This is a genomic window from Bacteroides sp. AM41-16 (genome assembly GCF_003603495.1).
Taxonomy (GTDB): domain Bacteria; phylum Bacteroidota; class Bacteroidia; order Bacteroidales; family Bacteroidaceae; genus Bacteroides; species Bacteroides uniformis.
Window position 1 is genome coordinate 145,503 of record NZ_QTNE01000010.1, and the last position, 22,355, is coordinate 167,857.

Annotated in this window: 17 protein-coding genes and 1 tRNA gene; 7 read left to right on the forward strand and 11 right to left on the reverse strand. The window is 44.4% G+C overall.

Annotation, left to right across the window (positions count from 1 at the left end; all coding sequences use genetic code 11):
* The first annotated feature begins 13 nt into the window (after window positions 1-13).
* Window positions 14-1,453: a PAS domain-containing sensor histidine kinase gene (locus DW896_RS11150; protein WP_117601302.1), complete on the forward strand. Its 1,440-nt coding sequence runs from the start codon at window positions 14-16 to the stop codon at window positions 1,451-1,453.
* A gap of 6 nt (window positions 1,454-1,459) precedes the next feature.
* On the opposite strand, the gene DW896_RS11155 is transcribed toward DW896_RS11150, so the two are convergent.
* The 5 genes from DW896_RS11155 to DW896_RS11175 form a co-directional block, all read right to left on the reverse strand.
* On the reverse strand, window positions 1,460-2,326 hold the full coding sequence (locus tag DW896_RS11155) for an AraC family transcriptional regulator (RefSeq protein WP_119993252.1): 867 nt from the start codon (window positions 2,324-2,326) through the stop codon (window positions 1,460-1,462).
* 37 nt (window positions 2,327-2,363) lie between these two features.
* On the reverse strand, window positions 2,364-4,004 hold the full coding sequence (locus tag DW896_RS11160) for an MFS transporter (RefSeq protein WP_119993253.1): 1,641 nt from the start codon (window positions 4,002-4,004) through the stop codon (window positions 2,364-2,366).
* A 106-nt stretch (window positions 4,005-4,110) separates the two neighbouring features.
* Window positions 4,111-5,208 (reverse strand): HlyD family secretion protein, encoded by a 1,098-nt coding sequence (locus DW896_RS11165; RefSeq protein ID WP_119993260.1) that lies wholly within the window; start codon window positions 5,206-5,208, stop codon window positions 4,111-4,113.
* A gap of 76 nt (window positions 5,209-5,284) precedes the next feature.
* Window positions 5,285-6,619, reverse strand: a complete 1,335-nt coding sequence (locus DW896_RS11170; protein ID WP_035449691.1) for a TolC family protein — start codon at window positions 6,617-6,619, stop codon at window positions 5,285-5,287.
* Between the two features lie 189 nt (window positions 6,620-6,808).
* Window positions 6,809-6,882, reverse strand: a tRNA-Met gene (locus DW896_RS11175).
* A 256-nt stretch (window positions 6,883-7,138) separates the two neighbouring features.
* Between DW896_RS11175 and DW896_RS11180 the strand changes: the two genes are divergently transcribed.
* The 4 genes from DW896_RS11180 to DW896_RS11195 all read left to right on the forward strand — a co-directional run bounded on the left by DW896_RS11180 (window position 7,139) and on the right by DW896_RS11195 (window position 12,007).
* Complete coding sequence (locus DW896_RS11180) at window positions 7,139-7,525, forward strand: START-like domain-containing protein (protein ID WP_005824726.1); 387 nt, start codon at window positions 7,139-7,141, stop codon at window positions 7,523-7,525.
* A 76-nt stretch (window positions 7,526-7,601) separates the two neighbouring features.
* A complete protein-coding gene (locus DW896_RS11185) occupies window positions 7,602-9,503 on the forward strand; it encodes an LptF/LptG family permease (RefSeq protein ID WP_005824727.1) in 1,902 nt (633 codons plus the stop codon).
* A gap of 14 nt (window positions 9,504-9,517) precedes the next feature.
* Window positions 9,518-10,732: a bifunctional 3,4-dihydroxy-2-butanone-4-phosphate synthase/GTP cyclohydrolase II gene (locus tag DW896_RS11190; RefSeq protein ID WP_005824728.1), complete on the forward strand. Its 1,215-nt coding sequence runs from the start codon at window positions 9,518-9,520 to the stop codon at window positions 10,730-10,732.
* Window positions 10,733-10,813: 81 nt separating this feature from the next.
* Window positions 10,814-12,007 carry a pyridoxal phosphate-dependent aminotransferase gene (locus tag DW896_RS11195; protein WP_117652759.1) on the forward strand — a complete coding sequence of 398 codons (1,194 nt, stop codon included), beginning with the start codon at window positions 10,814-10,816 and terminating at the stop codon, window positions 12,005-12,007.
* A gap of 383 nt (window positions 12,008-12,390) precedes the next feature.
* On the opposite strand, the gene DW896_RS11200 is transcribed toward DW896_RS11195, so the two are convergent.
* The 4 genes from DW896_RS11200 to DW896_RS11215 all read right to left on the reverse strand — a co-directional run bounded on the left by DW896_RS11200 (window position 12,391) and on the right by DW896_RS11215 (window position 18,584).
* Entirely contained in the window at window positions 12,391-12,561 is a 171-nt protein-coding gene (locus tag DW896_RS11200; protein WP_005834872.1) for a DUF362 domain-containing protein, read from the reverse strand.
* Window positions 12,562-12,797: 236 nt separating this feature from the next.
* Entirely contained in the window at window positions 12,798-14,759 is a 1,962-nt protein-coding gene (locus tag DW896_RS11205) for a HAMP domain-containing sensor histidine kinase (RefSeq protein WP_057258909.1), read from the reverse strand.
* Window positions 14,756-16,615, reverse strand: a complete 1,860-nt coding sequence (locus DW896_RS11210; RefSeq protein WP_057097715.1) for a sensor histidine kinase — start codon at window positions 16,613-16,615, stop codon at window positions 14,756-14,758. Before DW896_RS11210 ends, DW896_RS11205 begins: the two co-directional genes overlap by 4 nt.
* A gap of 154 nt (window positions 16,616-16,769) precedes the next feature.
* Window positions 16,770-18,584: a DNA polymerase III subunit gamma/tau gene (locus tag DW896_RS11215; protein WP_005824735.1), complete on the reverse strand. Its 1,815-nt coding sequence runs from the start codon at window positions 18,582-18,584 to the stop codon at window positions 16,770-16,772.
* A gap of 142 nt (window positions 18,585-18,726) precedes the next feature.
* Here DW896_RS11215 and DW896_RS11220 point away from each other — a divergent pair, with 142 nt between their 5' ends.
* Entirely contained in the window at window positions 18,727-19,035 is a 309-nt protein-coding gene (locus DW896_RS11220; RefSeq protein WP_005824736.1) for a septum formation initiator family protein, read from the forward strand.
* A complete protein-coding gene (locus DW896_RS11225; protein ID WP_005834878.1) occupies window positions 19,032-19,376 on the forward strand; it encodes a hypothetical protein in 345 nt (114 codons plus the stop codon). The genes DW896_RS11220 and DW896_RS11225 overlap by 4 nt, the downstream gene beginning before the upstream one ends.
* Before the next feature lie 93 nt (window positions 19,377-19,469).
* Here DW896_RS11225 and DW896_RS11230 read toward each other — a convergent pair whose 3' ends face one another.
* Together DW896_RS11230 and DW896_RS11235 are read right to left on the reverse strand one after the other, a co-directional pair.
* Window positions 19,470-20,801 (reverse strand): DUF5125 domain-containing protein, encoded by a 1,332-nt coding sequence (locus tag DW896_RS11230; RefSeq protein WP_005834880.1) that lies wholly within the window; start codon window positions 20,799-20,801, stop codon window positions 19,470-19,472.
* Window positions 20,802-20,828: 27 nt separating this feature from the next.
* Complete coding sequence (locus DW896_RS11235) at window positions 20,829-22,340, reverse strand: glycoside hydrolase family 30 beta sandwich domain-containing protein (protein ID WP_117652758.1); 1,512 nt, start codon at window positions 22,338-22,340, stop codon at window positions 20,829-20,831.
* Between the last annotated feature and the right edge of the window lie 15 nt (window positions 22,341-22,355).

The following is a 22,355-nucleotide window of genomic DNA, read 5'->3' on the forward strand; positions in this document are numbered from 1 at the left end:
TCTTAGGAACATTATGAATATTCGTACAAAATTGATACTCAGCGTAGGGGTGTTGGCTGGAATGATTATTTTGCTGGTTGCTCTTTCTGTGGTGAATCTACAGATACTGACGGCTACGGAGCCGGATAGTCCTGCTGCTGTACCGGGATTGCAACGTGCATTGCTCTGGATTTCTGTGATAGGTGGGGTGTGTATTTTTGCCAGTATCATATTATTGGTATGGCTTCCCCGTTCCATCAGCAAACCTATTCAAGAACTGACACGTGGGATTCTTGAAATAGCGAACCATAATTATGAGAAACGTCTGGATATGAGTGGACACGAAGAGTTTCGTGAAGTGGCTGATGGCTTTAATCGGATGGCGGAACGACTGACGGAGTATCGCGCCAGTACGCTGAACGACATACTTTCTGCTAAGAAATTTCTAGAAGCTATTGTGAATAGTATTGATGAACCTATTATTGGCTTGAACCGTAATAGGGAAATTCTCTTTATCAATAATGAGGCTTTAACTGTGCTGAATTTGAAACGGGAGGAAGTAATTCGCCGTTCGGCTGAGGAGCTTTCTTTGAAGAATGATTTGCTTCGCCGTTTAGTTCGTGAATTGGTAACTCCGGGTGAAAAGAAAGAACCGTTGAAAATTTATGCAGACAATAAGGAGAGTTATTTTAAAGCTTCTTACATTACCATTATAAATACAGAGGCTGATGATGACGAACCTCATAATCTTGGCGATGTGATTTTACTGAAAAATATTACAGAATTCAAAGAATTGGACAGTGCCAAGACTACTTTTATCTCGACTATTTCTCATGAACTGAAAACGCCTATATCCGCTATTCTGATGAGTCTGCAGTTGTTGGAGGACAAACGGGTAGGGGTGTTGAACGACGAACAGGAGCAATTGTCGAACAGCATCAAGGAAAATGCTGATCGCCTTCTTGGGATTACCGGGGAATTATTGAACATGACGCAGGTGGAAGCCGGTAAATTGCAGATGATGCCTAAGATAACGAAGCCCATTGAACTGATAGAGTATGCTATCAAGGCCAATCAGGTACAAGCTGATAAATTCGGCATTCAGATAGAAGTGGAGTATCCGGAAGAAAAAATGCCTAAATTGTTTGTCGACAGCGAAAAGATTGCTTGGGTGCTCACCAATTTATTGAGCAATGCTATCCGCTATTCCAAAGAGAACGGGAGGGTGGTTATCGGCGCTAGGCATGACGGGGACTTTGTAGAAATGTATGTGCAGGACTTTGGAAAAGGTATCGACCCGCGTTATCATCAGAGCATTTTTGACCGTTATTTCCGAGTGCCGGGCACTAAAGTGCAAGGTAGTGGTTTAGGTCTTTCCATTTCGAAAGACTTTGTGGAAGCTCATGGCGGTACATTGGCTGTCCAGAGTGAGCTGGGTAAGGGGAGTCGCTTCGTTATCCGGTTGAAAGCGTAACGTTTTCTATTTTTTACGGTACTGTTGCGGAGACATGCCGGTTTGTTTCTTGAAGAATGTTCCAAAATAAGAAGCATTGGGAAAATTGAAGAAGTCGGCGATTTCCTGGATGTTTTTCTGGGTGTTCTTGAGTAGTGAGATGCTTTTGCGGATGATGGATTTAAATATCAGTTCCTGCACCGTGAATCCGCAGACGGACTTGGATAGTGCAGAGAGGTATTTGGGTGATAAGCAGAGTTTGTCTGCATAAAACTCTACGCCGCGTTCTTCCGTGTAGTGTGCATCTATCAGCTGAATCAGCCGGATAAAGATTTCATGTTTGTGACCAACCGTTGTTTTTAGGTTCATCAGTTTACGGTTGTAAATGGAACAGATGCGGTATGTAAGTCCCAGTAGAAGCAGTCTTTGTTCGTAATCATTAAAGGTGTTGTTGTCTAAGTGCAGGGTATTGTCCAATAGGGACATGTATTTCAAAACTTCTTCTTCATCTCCGGTGTTCCATACGTAGCATGGTTCAGTCCGGAGCTGCATGTATAGGTACATGGCTGCCACTGAATTGCCTATGATGTCCCGTATCGGTTCTATCTGGTAAATGAATATGAATAGTTGCAGGTCTTCCGATTCGCTCAGCACTTGGAAGAGGGAATCTTCCGGAATGAAAACTGTTTCGCCAGCCTGGGCCGAGAATACTTTCATATTGAGCGAAAAGGTGAAGTTACCCTGGCGGCAAACTATCAGTCCTGCTCCATTAATCATAAAAGGTTTCTTCAGGGAGGTGGGAAAGGAGCAGAGCATACCTTCTGAACTACAAATGTTTTCTCCGTTTGACAATGCGTGGTCCAAGTGGGATAAACGTTCTTGTTGGGTATCCATAACAGACAAAATTACAGGTTGTACTGAAAATTGTCCGCTAAGTTAGTAATTTTCGTTTAGGATACCGCACGACAAGCACAAATATCATGCAAATCAGGCAGGCATAGAGTGTCCATCCTGCCATTTCCTTTATAGCAGAGAGAGTGGCTTGTACTTGGATGCGTCCTTTGGTGGATATGGCAGCCATGTTGATTGCTTCTTGTTTGCTCTTTCCCTGATATTGCATACCTTGTACAGTTTGGGTAAACGAGGCGGACGCTTCGGGGTGTAGCATGTCTACATTCTGTGCATAGCGGGTGACGTAGTGCTGCTGGCGTTCTTGCAGTACATTCGTATAGAGTGCGGCTCCGATGCTGGGAGCCAATACCATGCGTACGGTAAGCATGGTGCATATCCAGGAAGAAAGATATTTGTAAGGCATGCGTTGGGTGGCGTAGGTTGGAATCAGCGAATAGAGGAACATCATACCGGTAGAACGGATGATGACCGGATACTTCATCCGTTCGTACAGTCCTGCACCTTGTACCTCGAAATACATGAACATGGTGGAAAGCCCCAATAGAAGGAAACCGGCGGCAAAGAGATATTTGAAGTGTACGCCTTTCACACTGAGCCAGATGGTGGCTATACCGCCGATGAGGTAGCCCAGCATGGACCAGTTGCCTAGGGTGGCGTTCTGAAAGTTGTCCAGTTTCATGCCTATGCCTGTGAATACGTTGACAAACATGGCGCTGGAATTCAGTACCATTAACAGAAAATAGAATAGGAAACCCATACGGATGGTGCGCAGTTTGAATACATCGAGTTGATAGTAAGGATTGCGCTGGGTAGACTCGATATAGAGGAATATGCCGCCAGCAATGATGGCGCAGACTGTGGCCCATCGTATGGTTGGGTCGTCGTACCAGTCGAGCACTTTGCCATAAGTAAGCACGTAGGTAATGCAGGTCAGTGTGATGCAGAAGATGGAGGCATTGCCGAACTGCTTGAAGTTGATGGGGAAACGGCGGGTGGTATATTTATGATAAGGCATAGTAATGAAGGTGATGAGGATGCAAAGTAATAGTAGCCCCATCATAAAGTAGTGTATGTACTGCCATTCATATTCAAAAGCGAGCCAGGCGGTGAGCGAGGTTCCCAATTGCCCCAGTACCATGAAGAATAGGTAGATGGCGGGTTGTGCCGCACTCCGTTCGATGTCCAGCTTGTCCCAGCCTTCGTCAGTTGTGGGCTCGTTGCCGGGTGTAATTTTGTCGTACGCCTCGATATGCCCTGCATACTTTATGAGGGTGAAGAGGGTGACCATCATCAGCACCATTCGTAGGAATCCCATAAAGATGCTGCATAGTGCCAGCAGGAAAACGCTGTCTGTCTTGGCACAGATATAGCTGAAGATGTACATCAGGGAGAATCCTGCCAGGCACATCATTTTCTGCCGGCGTATGACTACCAGCCTATACAGAAAAGGGCAGAATGCTGCCATGCCAATGGAAGTGGCGAAGTTGGCAAACTGGATATGCTCGGAAATGATGCCGAGTTCGCTCATCATTTCGGTGCTTGCCACCGAGTAGGTACCGCCCACAGTCAGTATCGGCAAAAAGAATACGAATAGGATGATGATACCTACCGGTTTGGGTACCCAGTTGTAGAAAGGATAGTTCTTGGGGTATGAGGGCATGGGGATAAGGGTTAAGGGGTTAGGGATTAAGGGTTAAAGATTAAGGATTAGGGGGTAAGGATTAAGGAGTTGGTTGCCTTAATCCCTAACCTCTAATCCTTAATCCCTATTTTTTTGTTTTCGCTTTGACTATTACCATCATACCGGCGGCAAGGCTACTGTTGTCTTCTTTAGACAAATCGGTAAAGTCGATGCGGACTGGGATGCGTTGTTGTATCTTCACGAAGTTACCGGCAGAATTATCCGTGGGCACTAGGGAATACTTGGAACCAGTGGCTCCGGAGATGGCAGTGATTTTCCCTTTGAACTCTTTGCCGCTGATGGCATCAACGGTAATGGCTACTTCTTGTCCCAAGTGCAGATTCTCAATTTGGGTTTCCTTGTAGTTGGCTATAATCCACTTTTGTGTGTCAGGCAGAATGTAGGTGATGGTTTGTCCAGCAGTAATGAATTGTCCTTCTTCAAGAGTACGCCGTCCCAATTTCCCATCACAAGGAGCTACTACTACGGTGTAGGAGAGGTTCAGCCGTGCCATTTCGAGTGCGGCTGTTGCCCGTTGTATGGCAGCTTCTGTATTTTCACGGCGATGTGACACTTCGTTCACACCCGACAAGGCAGCTTTCTGTTGCCGTTTCACAGCTTCCAACTTCTTGTGGGTAGCTGCATATTCGGTTTCTATCTGTTCCAATTGAATGGGGGTGGCAGCGTTTCTCTTCACCAAGTTCTGGTATCGCTGGCGGTCTTTCTCCAGCTTGGTAAGGCGGATTTCTATCTCTGCTATGGAGGCGTTGTAGACAGAGGCTGTAGTTTGCGTGGTTTGTAGTGTAGCACCAATGACTGTGGCGCCGGCTTGTGCATCCTTGAGTGCAGCTTCAGCTTCCATGACTCTGATTTTATATTCCCGGTCGTCCAATATAAGTAAGGTATCTCCTTTGTGTACTTCTTGGTGTTCTGTGAAACAAATTTTCTTGATATATCCTGATGCGCGCAGATTGACGGGAGATATGTATTGTTCAATCTGTGCATCATTACTGGTTTCCGTCCGTTTGTAGTTCAAAAAGAGGCAGGTCACTTGAATTATTCCCCAGATAAGGATAGCTATTCCTAATAGGCTGACAACGATTTGCCAACGGCGAAGCTTCTTCAATTTCCGTGCTTTCTCTTGATGGGTACTTGCGGTGTTATTGTTCTCTTTTGTTTCCATATCTTCTATATTATATTGTTTACTCATTATTATATATATATCCGTCCTTGAATACGGACTCTATTCATCTTCCTCTTTAAGGAATTGAGGGGCTCAACGTCTCCAGCTGTCCCGTCAGCTTCAGCAAAGTCAGATTGGTTATCCGGTAATTGTAGTGGGCACTGATATAGTTGTTTTGGGCTTCGCTCATCCGCATTTCGTCCTGCAATACTTCGGTCATTGAAGCGATTCCTTCCCGATAACGGTCCATAGTAACGGTATATACATCTTCAGCAAGTAGATAATTGTCTTTCTGCTTCTTAAAGTTACGCTGACTGTTCATCAGGTCATTGGTAGCATTCAGATATTGTGTCTGAAGATTCTTTCTGGTATTCTCTTGGGCGAGCTTGATGTTCTCTATGTCGATGGTTGCCTTACGCATCTTGTAGCGTTTGTCCAGTCCGTCGAAAATGGGAATGCGTAAGGAGAGGCCCACTCCATAGGAGCGATACCAATGGTTGGAAGGGCCGGAATGGAACCAATGGTAAGCTTTGTCTGTATAGGCGGAGAACATCCAGCTTCCCGTCAGGTTCAAGGAGGGGATGTAACCGTTGCTGATTATTGTTTTCTGTTGTTCAGCAAGTTGTTTTTGTGATTGCAATAGCTGGAGTTCATATAGTGTTTCGGATAGCCCGGTGAGTGCTGCGGGCGTAATCGTTTCTGTATTCACTGGTACCAGTGCTATTCTTTCTTCCGCCGGATAGTCGATAATGTATTTAAGTAGATTCAGTTGCTGTTCCATCATGGCTTGTGCGTTGTCGTGCTGCACCTTGAGGTTCTCCAAGTTGATGTTGACGCGTTTCACATCTACTTCCATAGCCATGCCGTTGTCATAGAAGGCTTGAGTGATATCTCTCAACTCTTCCAGGCGAGTGATGTTGGCTTTTATCAAAATAATCTGTTCAGCTGTAACCTGTCCTAAATAGTACATTTGACTAATTTGGAGGATGAGGTCTTCTCTTGCCTTTCCATAAGAAAGGCGATTCATCTCATCCATGGTTTTGGCTATGGATAGAGTGGTGTAGAGTGTCTGGTTATAAAGTGGTATCTGCAACTGTAATCCAAAGTTGGCGTTGTATTGCAAGGTTTGGGTTACATTGTAGGGATTGCCATACGCTGAACCGTCGGTAACGGAGACGGGTGGATCGATATTGTCGTTATAGTTGGCAAAACCATTGATTTGGGGCAGCAGTTTGGCTCGATTCTCAGAGATGCTGTATTTCCCTTTTTGTATTTCCTTCCGTTTGCTTTGCAAGGACAAGTTGTTTTCGATACCTATTTTGAGGCAGTCCTCCAAGGTTAGGGTATTTTGTGCTCTTGTACCTAGTGCAAGCAGACACAGAAAGGAAAATGTGAACAGTTGTCTTTTCATAATAGTCACTTGATATTTGCACACAAAGTTAGTGGCTTAAAATGCAAGAGGACTATCCATATATCAACTGTTTGTATTCATATTTTCCTTTTTACTATAATTTGAAAACAAACCATAGTAAAAAATGAGTATTAAAAACAAAAAAGACCGCCAAGAGTGGAAGCCTCCTAACAGTCTAAATCTTCTTTGTAGCGGGACCCGGGATTGAACCGGGGACCTCATGATTATGAATCATGCGCTCTAACCAGCTGAGCTATCCCGCCATCATTTCTCGATTGCGGGTGCAAAGATATAGCTTTTATTTAAATTGCCAAAACTTTTATGGATATTTTCTGCTTTTTCTTTTGCTGATAGGGTGCTGAAGTGGTTTGCAGTACTTTTTATTAAACGTCTTTGTATAACATTATCAATGAATTAGGGGTGTATGGAAAGGGAGGTATAAATAAATTTGATGATTTATTTTCTGTAATTAGAAAAAAGTATTTATCTTGGCTGGCGCAATAAAAAGCAGAATAGACTATGGAAAGAAAGAAAATACATTTGGAATATCTCTTGAATGCGACTTCTAAAAGTATTCTTTGGGCAGCGATAAGTACCCCTACTGGTTTGGAGGGCTGGTTTGCTGATAGGGTTCAGTCAGACGATAAAACAGTAACCTTTTTTTGGGGAAAAACAGAAAAACGTGATGCCGAGATTATTGCCGTGCGGGCGTATTCATTCATCCGCTTCCGCTGGCTGGACGATGAGAACGAGCGAGAATACTTTGAACTGAAGATGACAAACAATGAGTTGACCAATGATTTCGTATTGGAGATAACAGACTTTGCCGATATAGACGAGGTGGGTGATTCGCGTGAATTATGGGAATCGCAAGTGGATACTTTGCGAAGAACTTGTGGTTTTTAGTTAACTTTAGATTAAAAATTTCCCGTACTCCCTTTTTTGTACTACTTTTGTGCTCTCATTGCATGAAACGAGTAAAATGCTGCGCATAAAAAAGTTAGATATATTTGTTTTGAAGAGCTTTTGCATGCTCTTTATGGGTACTTTCTTCATCTGCCTCTTCATCTTTATGATGCAGTTTTTATGGAGGTATGTGGACGAAATGGTAGGAAAAGGATTGGAGATGACTGTCCTTGCACAGTTTTTCTTTTATTCTGCGCTTTCGTTGGTACCTGCGTCGTTGCCGCTGGCTATTCTGCTGGCTGCCCTTATCACCTTTGGAAATTTCGGAGAACGTTTTGAATTACTTGCCATGAAGGCAGCCGGTATTTCTTTATTGAAAATCATGCGGCCCCTGATTATCTTTATTTGTTTCATCTGTTGTGTCTCTTTCTATTTCCAAAATGTCATAGGACCAAAAGCCCAAACAAAATTATGGACTTTGCTTATTTCCATGAAGCAGAAATCTCCCGAAGTGGATATTCCTGAAGGTGTGTTCTACGATGAAATAGATGGTTATAATCTGTATGTGAAGCATAAGAACCGCAAAACTGGTATGCTGTATGACGTACTGATATATAATTTTGAGAAAGGTTTTGAGAATGCTCAAATTATCAAGTCTGATTCGGGACGTCTGGAGATGACGGCTGACAAACAGCATTTATATTTGCATTTATACAGTGGTGAGCAGTTTGAGAATTTGAAATCGCAGAACATGAACCAAAGGAATGTGCCTTACCGGCGTGAGACATTCCGCGAAAAGCATGCAATCATTGAGTTCAATTCGGATTTTAATATGGTGGATGCAGGTATCATGAGTAATCAGTCCAACAGTAAGGATATGAGAATGCTGCAGGCGGATATTGATTCCATGAAATTGCAGAATGACAGTGTGGGACGTGGTTATTATAAAGAAGCTATGGCAGGAACTTATAAGGTGACAGCCAGCTTGTCTAAAGAGGATACATTGAAGATTGAAAAGGCCTATTTAGGTGAGTACAATGTAGACAGCCTCTACAATGTGGCTACACTGATGCAGAAACAGAAGGTTATATCCACAGCCGTCAGCCGTGCAGAGAGTGCGGGAAGTGACTGGAGTTTTAAGAGCTTTAATATATCGCAGACTGAAAGCAGCCTTCGACGGCACATGACTTCCTGGCATGAGAAACTGACTCTTTCTCTGGCATGTCTCATCTTCTTCTTTATTGGTGCGCCACTCGGAGGAATTATCCGTAAAGGAGGCTTGGGAATGCCGGTGGTGGTTTCTGTATTGATTTTTATTATCTATTACATCATCAACAATACGGGGTATAAGATGGCCCGTGACGGACAGTGGGTTGTCTGGATGGGTATGTGGACCAGTACTGCTGTCTTGGCTCCATTGGGTGCGTTCTTGACATATAAATCCAACAATGATTCAGTGGTATTGAATGCTGATGCTTATATAAATTGGTTCAAGAAGGTTGTGGGTATTCGCAGTGTACGCCATCTGTTCCGTAAGGAAGTAATCATCCATGATCCTGATTATACACGTATTCCGGAAGAGCTGAAGGCTTTGTCCGTAGACTGTCGTGAATATGCTGATAGAAAGGGGTTGAAACGTGCTCCCAATTACTTTAAATTGTGGATGACTGATAGCCAGGATGAGGCAGTGGAAGATATTAACGAACGTTTGGAGAGTCTGATAGATGAGATGTCGAATACAAGATCCGTTACTTTGTTGACAGCGCTGAACACCTATCCGGTCATCCCCATCCATGCGCATGTCCGTCCGTTCCGCAATTATTGGTTAAACTTGCTCTGCGGTATTGTTTTCCCGATAGGCTTGTTCTTTTATTTCCGTATCTGGGCATTCCGTATCCGTCTGAATAAGGATATGGAGCGGATTATCAAGACAAATGAAGATGTGATTGGAATTATAGAAAGGGATCAGAATAAATAAAAACAAAATAGATTATGGAAAATGTAAAGTTGAATACGATAGAAGAGGCCATTGAAGACTTCAAAGCCGGTAACTTTGTGATTGTTGTGGATGATGAGGACCGTGAGAATGAGGGTGATTTGATAATTGCAGCTGAAAAGATTACACCGGAGAAAGTAAACTTTATGTTGAAGCATGCCCGTGGTGTGCTTTGTGCTCCAATTACAGTTTCGCGTTGCAAGGAACTGGATTTGCCGCATCAGGTATCGGATAATACTTCTGTATTGGGTACTCCCTTTACGGTGACTATTGACAAGTTGGAAGGTTGCAGTACCGGGGTTTCTGCGGCAGACCGCGCTGCTACTATCCAGGCGTTGGCCGATCCGGCTTCTACTCCGGCCACTTTCGGGCGTCCTGGCCACATTAATCCATTGTATGCTCAGGAGAAAGGTGTGTTGCGCCGTGCCGGACATACGGAGGCTACTATTGATATGGCACGTTTGGCTGGACTTTATCCGGCGGGAGCCCTTATGGAAATAATGAATGAGGATGGTACAATGGCCCGTTTGCCCGAATTGCGCAGAATGGCAGATGAATTTGGCTTGAAATTGATTTCTATCCGTGACTTGATTGCCTACCGTTTGAAGCAGGAGTCTATTGTAGAAAAAGGAGTGGAAGTGGATATGCCTACAGACCACGGTCATTTCCGTTTGATTCCTTTCCGCCAGAAGTCGAACGGTTTGGAACATGTAGCTTTGTTCAAGGGTACTTGGGAATTGGATGAACCGATTCTGGTGCGTGTACATTCTTCTTGTGCCACTGGTGATATATTCAATTCCAAACGCTGTGATTGTGGCGAGCAGCTGCATAAGGCAATGGAGATGATAGAGAAAGCCGGTAAGGGGGTAGTTGTATATCTGAATCAGGAAGGTCGCGGCATTGGCCTGATGGAAAAAATGAAAGCATATAAATTGCAGGAAGAAGGCATGGATACTGTGGATGCTAATATTTGCCTGGGACATCTGGCAGACGAGCGTGATTATGGTGTGGGTGCCCAGATTCTTCGTGAGATAGGAGTGCACAAAATGCGGCTGATGACCAATAATCCCGTGAAACGTGTGGGCTTGGAGGCTTACGGTTTGGAAATAACGGAGAACGTAGCTATTGAGACTACTCCGAATCCATACAACGAGCGTTATCTCCGTACCAAGAAAGAACGTATGGGACATACACTTCATTTCAATAAGTAACTGTCTTTTTGTTTTCTTATATCAAAGAAAATCGCTTATTTTGCAACCGGATTTGCGTAACAATCATTAAATAGTAACAAAATGAACCAATTATCAGATCGTTTAAACAGTTTGTCGCCTTCTGCGACACTGGCTATGTCTCAAAAGAGCGCAGAGCTGAAGGCTCAAGGCGTAGACGTAATTAACCTGAGTGTGGGAGAACCGGACTTCAATACTCCCGACCACATTAAAGAGGCTGCGAAAAAGGCGATAGACGATAACTTTTCTCGCTATTCTCCAGTGCCGGGTTATCCTGCCTTACGTAATGCAATTGTAGAGAAGTTGAAGAAGGAAAACGGTCTGGAATATACCGCCGCACAAATTTCTTGCGCCAATGGTGCCAAGCAGTCGGTTTGCAATGCAATCCTGGTATTGGTAAATCCGGGTGACGAAGTAATTGTACCTGCTCCCTATTGGGTCAGTTATCCGGAAATGGTAAAGTTGGCTGAGGGTACGCCGGTTATCGTACCTGCCGGTATCGACCAGGACTTTAAGATAACACCTGCACAGCTGGAGGCTGCCATCACCCCGAAGACAAAGGCGCTGATTCTTTGCTCTCCCTCTAACCCTACGGGTTCGGTGTACAGCAAGGAGGAGTTGGCAGGCCTGGCCGCAGTATTGGCAAAGTATCCGCAGGTTGTTGTGATTGCCGATGAGATTTACGAACATATCAACTATATCGGCAAGCATCAGAGCATAGCACAATTCCCCGAAATGAAAGAGCGTACGGTCATTGTGAATGGTGTTTCCAAAGCATATGCAATGACTGGTTGGCGTATCGGTTTCATTGCAGGTCCGGAATGGCTTGTGAAGGCTTGCAATAAATTGCAGGGACAGTATACTTCCGGTCCTTGTTCTGTATCTCAGAAGGCTGCTGAGGCTGCTTATACGGGTACACAAGTTCCGGTGGAGGAAATGCGCAAGGCTTTCGAGCGTCGTCGTGATTTGATTGTAAAGTTGGCCAAGGAAGTTCCGGGTTTCGAGGTGAATGTACCGGAAGGTGCTTTCTATCTGTTCCCTAAATGCGATTCATTCTTCGGTAAATCTGCCGGAGAACGTAAAATCAATGATTCAGATGATTTGGCCATGTATCTGTTGGAAGTGGCTCATGTGGCTTGCGTAGGTGGTGCTTCTTTCGGAGCTCCCGAATGCATTCGTATGAGTTATGCAACCAGCGATGAAAATATAGTTGAAGCTATCCGTCGTATAAAAGAAGTACTGGCTAATCTGAAGTGATTCTAACTTCTTCTACAAACTTATTTTAGCAAGACATCTGTCATGCTGTCACGAACAGTTCGTTTCATCAAAGCGGACTGTTCGTTTTGTTATGACGAACACTTTGTTTTGTTATGACGAACACTTTGTTTCATTATAGCGAACACTCTGTTCCATACAGTATAAACACTTTGTTTTATATTATACGAACATTTTGTTTTCTACTATATGAACACTTTGTTTTATACTTATGGAACAAAGTGTTCATGTCTGTGAACTAACGTATTATCCGTATATAGAAAATAACAATGAGGGGGGTGAAGGTACTGAATTTCACGTGGGGGATATAAAAAAGCGCAGGCAGTTTATCTACCCACGCTTTTGTTTTTGATACTGGGATTGTATTATTCTCCCGGATGAATTGCTTCAGAAGGACAAACATCTGCACAAGTACCACACTCTGTGCAAGTCTCAGGGTCGATATGATAGATATCACCTTCAGAGATAGCGCCAACCGGACACTCGTCGATACAAGTTCCGCAAGCAATACAATCGTCACTAATTACGTAAGCCATTTTCTTTTAGATTTAAATTATTATTAGTACTAATTCGTTCGGCAAAAATAGTGGTTTTCTTTATTACTTGCTATCAATCTTGATTAAAAACGTATAATTTGTATGTCGTCTAAATAAGGAGTCGAGAAAGCGACACAGCATACCGCAGAGACTGAAAAATGTTCGTTTTTGAATTTCGTAAACGAATTGCTCTGATACTATTGGCTTTAGCTGGAGCTTAAGCCGATTTTCAACTTTTAAGAAAGAGTCGGATAGGTAAAAGTAATCACTGCGATTTCTCCTTCTTCGACATTCTCGGTTTGATAGGTACCTTTGAAATGTTCAAAGAACAACTGGTTGATTTTCTGTTGCACTGATACTTTTTGAGAGGCAAACCTGGAATCGGCTATAGGACTGTTCTCTATCCGGCATGCGATGATGTGTTTGTCCGGATGGTTGACCAAGAACATGCTGACTTTGCGCGTTTCTTTGCAGTCGTTCGGATAAAGCAGCATACTTGTCACTATTTGTGTAAGGCGGTTGACGTCGGTATGGATACGCACATCTCCCACCTCCACTTGTAGTTCCAGGAGGATACGGCCTTCACTACGCATTTGTATTAGACAACCTAGTTCGTTGCACCATTCTTTTACATTACAATCCTGCAATTGAAATTTCATCATATTCGCTTCCAGGCGTGAGAGGTCCAATACGTCGTTTACCAGTTGGATAAGCTCACCCGAATTGGTCTGGATAATACCGGAATACTCTTTTCGCTCTTCTTCATCCAGTTCGTTGTCGGTGGAAAGCAGTTGGGAGAAACCGACTACATTGTTCAGTGGAATACGGATATTATAACTCATATTGGCAAGGAAACGGCTTTTTATTTCGTTGGCTTCTTCGGCAATAATTGCCAATTTACGCATTTCCTTCTCATCTTGTTGCAGCCGCTTCCTGCTTCTATACATATGTAGGTTGAAAAGTAACAAGGCTATAATGATGATGATGGAGGTAACGAGACAGATACGGTGAAAAGTGGCTTGCCGCTGTTCTTTTTGGAAAAGCAGTTGGTCCATATTATATAGGCTTTGTATCTGTTCTATCTGTGAGGTGGAGAATACTGTATATAACGAATCTTTTGCCTTGGTTATTTGTTTATAGACAGGAAGTGCGTCGTCCGGAAACCCCATCTTTACTAATATATCCGCTTTCTGAAGTCCATAAATCATGGCATCATCCAGTGAAATAGGGGTTACAAGTTCAATGGCGTCTTCTAAATAAACCAAAGCTTTGTCGTATTCTTTTGTCAGTTGGTAATATTCGGCATATGCTGCCAAACGTATCAACCGATAAGGAAGAAATGAAGATGTACTGAGATGCCGCTCTGCTTTCTGCAAATATTCCCATGCTTCCGCAGGACGTTGAAGGCGGGTATAGTAAAGGGCGTATTGTAAATCTATGAGCAGATACAAATTGGTATAGCCGTTTGTCAGTACGGTGGTGCCTTCTTCCTGCAATCTGTTTTTTGCATTGTTGAGTTCCTCCAGATACCGGAACATGTTGTCATTGTCATGCAGATATGAGTAAGCCAGTACCGCTTTTGTCAATAAATCAATCTGAGTGGCAAGGGAGGAATCCGGACTTGTCAGTTCAAAAGCCTTGTTTAGGTAGGTGATTCCTTCTTTGTAACGTAAGGTATTGAAATATCCAGTCATCAGGCATAGGCATGCTTCGCGCATACCGTCATGGTTGCCAAGACTTTGAGCCTTGTCGTACATGTCTTGTGCTTGTTTGAGGGCTAATTCAATCTTCTGGCTGATGACATAGAATTCTATCATCATCTTTTTGCCTCTGAAGTAATGACGGTAGTAGTTGTGCTCTTCAGACAACTGTTCGAGCCTCTTCAGCCATTGTTCTGCATGTTTTTGGTCCAGTAGGTTGTAGTAATAAATAATGTGCGCATATATGGCCGCACTCTGGTAAAGTATATTTTTCTGGGCGATGGCCTCTTCCAGTAATTTGTTCTCGTAATAGATGAATGTCGGTGACAGTTGGTCAAGCAGTGCTATCTGATATAGGGTTTCCAATCTGGTGGTATCGGCTGGGGAGGCAAGATATATACGTAGCAGGCTATCCTTGGCTTCTGTCCGTCGCACATCTGCGTGTGCGGACGGTAACAGCCAGCATAAGGCAATGAGCAATGTAAATATCTGTTTCATTTCTTATTCTCCTTTCTGCCTTTCTGGCTTATGGGATGGGTGAAGCAGAAGCGTGAGCCTTCGGCATACTCTGAATCAATCCATATTTGTCCGCCGATATGCTCTATGATAAGTTGGCATATGGAGAGTCCCAACCCACTGCCTTGAGCATTCTCATTCAGCTTTTCAAAACGTTGGAAAATGTTGGCTTGCTTGTCTTTGGGAATGCCGCAACCGGTATCTGTTACGGTGAATAGTACGGTATCGTCCGTTTCTTTTTCCAGCTTTAGGACAATGCTGCCTTGTGGGGTAAATTTGGTAGCATTTATCAGTAGGTTAATCAGGACTTGCTGCAGGCGTGAGTCGTCAGTCTCGATGGGCATTTCTTCCAGCTCGGTGGTGAATGTGAGTTCAGCTTGTGTCTGTTTCACTTTATTCACGGTATCTATCACGTTTCTGCAGATGCTTACGGCATCATGTAGTGCAATACAGAATTGCAGTTTGCCGAATTCAAGACTCGATAGATCTATCACGTCGTTAATAAGCTTCAGCAATAGTTCTGAGTTCTGTTGGATAACTTCATTGCATTGACGGCGTGTCTCATCGTCCAGTCCCTCTTCCGTCAATAGGGATGAAAAGCCCGATAATGCATTGAGTGGGGTACGGATTTCGTGGCTCATGTTCGAGAGGAACACGCTTTTTGCACGCATGGCATTTTCGGCATTTATCCGTGATGTTGCCAGTTTTTGGGTGGAGAGTTTCACCTTTTCCCGTTGCCTTTTGAGTAGGATGGCAAGTAGAACAAATAACGTTACTAATGCCATCGTTCCTACCAATATGCTGGTTATGATTTTATTGTATTCGTTATTGCTGGCCGTCTCTGCCTTATCTACCTGGTATTTTGCCTTTATCGTATTGATTTGCCGGATATAGCTTTGTGAAGCGAGTGTATCTATAGGAGGATACAATTCCTGGTAGATTCGGCAGGCTTCCATGGCCATGCCTTGTATTTTACAGAGATAGATTTTTTCCAGCGAAGTCCAGCGGTAATACGTGGAGCGCTTATTACCGGAGTATTCTGCTTGCAATTTGGAGTAGATGTCCAGAGCTTGTTTCCAGTATTGTTTGTCCCAATTTCCCATGGCTCTATAGTAGGCGGCAGTGGTATAATCCAAGTGAAACCGATAGAACTTCTCTGGGTGCAGTTGGTAAATGGAGTCCATTTTGTGGAGCCAGATGTTTGCTTCATCAAGATAGTCTTGTGAGAGGTGTCCATGGGAAATGGCAAAATTCGTCTTTTCGATGCAGAAAAAGAAGTCTGTCGGGTAGTCAGGCTCCTGATATAATATTTTCTCCAGCTCTTCCAGGATTTTTTCCGCTTCTTCCAGACGTCCTTTCCGTTGCAGAACGTTGGACATTTTTAAAAGAAGCTGTGTCCTATATGGATGCTGGTCTGAAATGTTGGATAGTTCAGTCAAAGCATCCTGGTATGATTCCAGGGCTTTATCCCCCATGTTGGCTATTGTATTATAGGCGTCTCCGATGGCTTGGTTGGCCACTACCATACCAAATTGGTAGTCTGTTGCTTTAGCTTCTTCGTACATAAGTTGTGCCCGGTTCGTTGCTAAGCTGATATCGCCGCGCAATGTATAGGCATTGGCCAATTGAAGTTGTAATAGAAAATATGTTGTTCTATCTTCATTTGATTGTAGGATGGGAAGAAGTTGCTCACTCCACGCAATGACACTGTCTATGGATATAGAGTCATCATAGAGAACTTGTCTTTTGACCAATGATTGCAGAATACTCTGCTTTTCTTGATTGGCTATTGTATGTGCTGATAAGACAGAAGTATACAGTATCTGCCCCAATAGCATCCATATAATTGTTTTTGTTCTCAAATGTTTGTTTGCCTCTTTTGTTTATTATTGGCAAAAATAAATATAAATGAATAAATAAAAAATTAAATAGATGTTTTTTTATCCTTTATACTCAATTTGTTAGCAACTTTATGCAGGCGATTGGAAGGGATTAATAGAGTTCCAAACCAAACTCTTCTTTTAGTTGTAATAGTGCACTGTTCTTTTGTGCCATCATTTGGAATTTTTCAACGCGTCCATAGGCACGTACCTTTTCAGTAGGAGCACTAATCCGGACAGTCATGGTGACTTTGCGGTTCTTTAGCCGGGTACGTAGGTAATTTTGCAGAGTGGGTATCATGCCGGTAAATTCCTTGGCAACGATTTCATTGTCTACCACAGCCTCAAAAGTTGTGTCATTTATTAAAGTGATGCGCATGTTCTGCATGCGCTTGGCTATGGCTACTTGCTCCTTGGGCATACGTCCGGCATACTCCTGCCAGTAATAGTTCAAATCCCTTTCATTGAAGATGTAGTCTTCTTCCGGTTGTGCTGCTTGGTGGGCGGCAGTAGGGTTAGATGAAGGGTTTCTTTGTTCCTCTTCTATATGGGGGCGTTTGATGGAGACCCCTAATCCGGACATTTTCATGACCGGAATTTTTTTCTCTTCTCTCCCTTGCGCCATTAATACGGCAGCAGGTGTGGCATGTGGAGTTGTTGCATTACTATGCTGCGTGGCAGCAGGTTGGGGAGTGCTGTTTGTCTGTACTGCCGGCTGTACGGTTTGTTGGGGCATGGCAGCAGTGGCCTGTGGCTGCTGAGCGGCGGCAGGCTGCGTGAATATGGGTTTTATAGCTTGTTTAGGGCTGCGCCCATTGGCACCGTCGTCCTCCTCGGCGGTCAGTTGTGCCACTTGTATCAGAGTGAGCTCTACCAGTAGCCGTTTGTTTTTACTGGCACGGTAGTTCAGGTCACAATCGTTGCAGAGCTTCATGGCACGGTAAAGAAAAGGGAGGGGGCATTGCTGTGCTTGTGCTTGGTAACGTTCGCGGATGCTTGCGCCCACTTCAAGCAACGGCAGTGTCGCCGGGTCTTTGCTGACAAGCAAGTCGCGCAGGTGGGATGAAAGTCCGGTGATGAAGTGGCTGCCGTCGAAGCCTTTGTTGAGCACATCATTCAGTAATAGCAACGCGTCACTGATTTTGTTCTCAAGAAAGAATCCGGTTAGTTTGAAGTAGTATTCATAGTCCAGCACATTGAGGTTTTCAATCACGCTCTTATAGGTGATGTGTCCTCCGGTGAAGCTTACCACCTGGTCGAAGATGGATAGTGCGTCGCGCATACCGCCGTCTGCTTTGAGGGCAATGACATTCAACGCTTCCGGTTCAGCAGTGATACCTTCTTTGGAGGCGACATATGCGAGGTGTGCTACGGTATCTTCCACACCAATCCGGCTGAAATCATATATTTGGCAGCGTGAAAGGATGGTGGGCAATATCTTGTGCTTCTCGGTAGTGGCAAGGATGAATATGGCATGGCGTGGAGGCTCTTCCAGTGTTTTCAGGAAAGCATTGAAAGCCGAGGCGGACAGCATATGTACCTCGTCAATGATATATACTTTGTATTTGCCTATCTGAGGTGGAATGCGTACCTGCTCCACCAATTGGCGGATGTCATCCACAGAGTTGTTTGAGGCGGCATCCAGCTCATGGATATTGTAGGAGCGCTGCTCATTGAAGGCAGTGCAGGATTCACATTGGTTGCATGCCTCGCCGTCTGCTGTGGGGCTCATGCAGTTGATTGTTTTAGCAAAGATACGGGCACAAGTTGTTTTTCCCACGCCTCTTGGACCGCAAAAAAGATAGGCATGCGCCAATTTTCCGGTGGCAATGGCGTTCTTCAAGGTAGTGGTCAGTGCACGTTGGCCTACCACAGACTCAAAGGTCGAGGGACGATATTTCCGTGCAGATACGATATAGTTTTCCATATTCGGGATATTCTTTGCTTTTTGTGCAAATGTACACAAAAAAAAGAAATCTTTCGGTTATTCCTCTTATCTTTGTGACGTGAAGTTATATGATGGACAAGCTCCATCATGAATGATAAATTGCTAAATAGTAGATAACGAGATGGATAAACTTGCTTCTCTTTGGTCTTTTGTCCGCAAGCATAAATATTTGATTACGCTTGCGTTGTTTGCTGTAATTATCGGGTTCCTGGATGAGAACAGTGTTGTACGCCGTTTGGGTTACGCCCGGGAAGAAAGCCGTCTGCGCGATGAAATAGAAAAGTACCGCAAGGAATACGAGGAGAATACCGAACGGCTCAATGAGCTTGCCGTCGACTCCGGTGCCATCGAACGGATTGCCCGTGAGAAGTATCTGATGAAAAAGCCCAATGAGGATATTTATGTATTTGAAGAAGATATAGAAGAATGAAACAACTGATACCTGCCCTTTTCGCAGTAGGGGCCGTGATGCTCTTGGCAGGAGCTGCCGTTTATATCACGGGCTGGCCTCTTTCACCTTATATATATACTATCGGCGCTACGATGGTTGCTTTGGCCCAAATTAATTCTCCGTCCAAATGTAAAAGTCCCACTGTCAAACGCCTGCGCCGACAGCAAATATTCGGTGCGCTTTTGCTGGTGCTTACGGGGGCATTCATGCTCTTTACAAGGGGCAATGAATGGATTGTGTCTCTGACGATAGCCGCCATTCTTGAGCTTTACACTTCGATACGTATTCCACAAGAAGAGGCGAAAGAAGGTTTAAGCTAAATCCGGAACATATATTCTGCATAAACAAGAGGGGCTGAACTCTTTTATAGAGCCAGCCCCTTTCTCATTTAGTTAATCTTCTGCGTTATCCGTCTATCTTTCTACCTTTTCTACTGTCAGAACTGCCGAAGAGACACCTGCCGTTACGTCAACTGTGAACCGGTAAGCGACACCGTTTTCCAGGCTTTTGCCTTCTACGAGGCCCAAGTTGCCGGCATCACGTCCGTTGGTACCGTCACCTATAAATACTAAGTCACTGGTGGTAGACAAGGCATCGTTTTTATATTCACCTCCCCAACCTTGCTGGTGGAAGAACTTGAAGTTGATGTCATCAGATTTGATTTGCTCTCCCGCTACTACTGTTACCTGATACTTCTTCGCTTCAATCTGTGACATACAGAGTCCTTTCTCTGTGGTCCAACCTACGGCATTGGTCGCTACGGAAGGTTTACCGATACCGTCACCGATAATCCAAAGGGCGCCGGTTCCGTCATCGTTCAGAGTGGCGGTGCTTGTTCCGTTCATTTTCAATACTTCCAGATAATTCAGGGCCAGGTTGGCAATGACGCGATAAGTTCCATCGATGGGCAGGAACTTCAGCGAACCGTCTTCATTCTTTTCGAAGAAGTCGGGGTCTATCCAATATTGGTCGAAGTTGGGAATGTCTGCAGTGATGTTGTCCCCTTGCTTCAGATTGAGGTCGATGCTGTAATGGTCATCATCCACCATCTCCATTTCAGAACCGTTCAGCAGTAGTTTCACGAAAGGAGCGGCTGCATAAGTCAACGTATTGAAGGAGATGGAATATTCTCCAGCTGACAGATTGGAGAAGGTAATTTCACTGGAGGTACCTTGTGTAATGGCACCGTTGCTCCATCCGAAGTTGATTTCATTCCCGTTGGCGCCTACTTTAGGAGCTTTGATGTAACCTTTCACTTTTTGTGCAAATTCACCGGTCACGCTATACTGATTGGCTGCGACTTTTTCCATGCGGTATTCTTGGTCTCCGGAAATCAGAGTTAGGTAGGGGAAGTCCGGACGACTCAGCGCCACGTCATAGCTTTTTTCTGTAATTGTGAAATTGATGTTCTGCAGAATGAACTTCAATGTAGCTGTTCCGTTGGGAATATTTGCCAGATAGGGAACATATATTTTCCCGGTATAGTCTTGACCGTTTACTTTTGTACGGATTATAGTCTCTGACACCATTTCGTCGCTGAAGTATAACCGCGCTTTTAACGTGGAAAGGGGTACATCTGCGTCCGATGCCTTGATTGTAAAAGGCAGACTGTCTCCGAACAAGGCTGAAGAAGGTTCTGCCTGAAAGTCCATTGTCGGGTTGCCGGGAACCGGATCGTCATCGCTGCAAGCATTCAGCATGGCTATGCCTGCCAATGCCATTAGATAGTATTTTAAGCTTTTCATTATAATCTTCTGTTTAAATTATTAGTTTTATTTTTTCCAACGGTAAGAAACGACTGCTTTGGCCGGAACTTCGTAGGAAAAGTAGTGTGTGCCGTCGCTTACGGTGATTCGCTTGGCATCTGCATTGTTGTTTGCCAATACGAATGCATAGGTACCGTCCGTATTCTCGAAGGCGGAGTAGGTGATTCCGTTGGCTGTGTAACCGGTCGTTCCGATACGTACAGCTCCCGGTTTCACGACTGAAGACATGTGCCCGATAAGGTAATAATGGGAATTACGGACAATTTTAGAATAGTTTGTATTGTCAATATCCACTGCACCGTAGCAGGTCTTGCAAGAACCATCTGAGGGGCTTACCGGTCCCAGGTCACTGTCTAACATCAGATTCCACACAATGGTGCCGCGGCACCAGTTGTTGGCTGTTCCCAATGCTATTTCTTCCATATCGTTAAGCAGGCGTGCTTCCAAATCGCGACCGGAGTTCCAAGTACCGATGGAGGTTTCCGTAAAAAGCAGTTCCTTGTTGGGATAGAGTTTGTGGATATTCAGCAACTCAGAACGGTTACCGCCATAATTATGGTAGGCAGCGCCCGCAATGTATTGTGAGGCTTCCGCATCATCATAAATCTTGGTAGGGTAACTTTTTTGGTCGGCCAGATTGTCGTAGTTGTAGTTATGGTCGAAAACATAAATCTTTGTAGTAACTCCGGCTTCTTTGAAGGCAGGGCCCAGGCCGGTCTTGATGAAGTCACGGGCTTCTTCCCATCCCATGAACAAGGATGCTGAGTTACCGTGGTTCAGCGGTTCGTTCTGCGGAGTCACAGCGTGGATTTTGATGCCTTCCTTTTCGAAAGCTTGTATCCATTTTACGAAATAGTCGCCATACGTTCTGTAATATTCGGGGTTCAAGTGTCCGCTGGTCCATGAGTCAAAGGGTACACGTTCCTCCAGGCTTTTCACTTTCATCCACTTCGGACATGTCCAGGGAGCGGCAATTATTTTGACGGCAGGATTGATTGCCAGAATTTCCTTCAATATAGGAATCACATATTTGGTGTCTTCCATCGGAAGGGCAAAGTGCTCAAGCCCCTTTTCGTCACAGCAAGTGAATTCACTGAATGAGAAGTCGGAACAACCGATGGCAATACGTACATAGCTGAAGCCATAGCCTTCTTTGTCCGAGAATGTTTCAGTCAGAAACTTCGTGCGGTTCTCTTGTGTCATCTGCATCAGGTTGTAACCGGTAGAGCCGGTGATGGCTGCACCGAAACCGTCCATTTCCTGATAGCGGGTGGCAGGGTCAAGTGTCACGGTAGAAGGTGACATGTTGCTTCCGGTGCCGAAGGTCAGCCCGGACTTTGTCAAATCATAAGTACGACTGGTGTTCGTTACATAGAGGGTAACATCCTTTGCCTCTTCCGTGGGTTGGTCTGGCTTGGGTTCCGGTGTAGGGGTGATGTTACTGTCATTGTCATTGCCGCAGGCTGCCAGTATGGTGAAGCAGCCTAATGCGGTAGTGAATATATTTCTTAAATTCATATTCAATTGATTTTT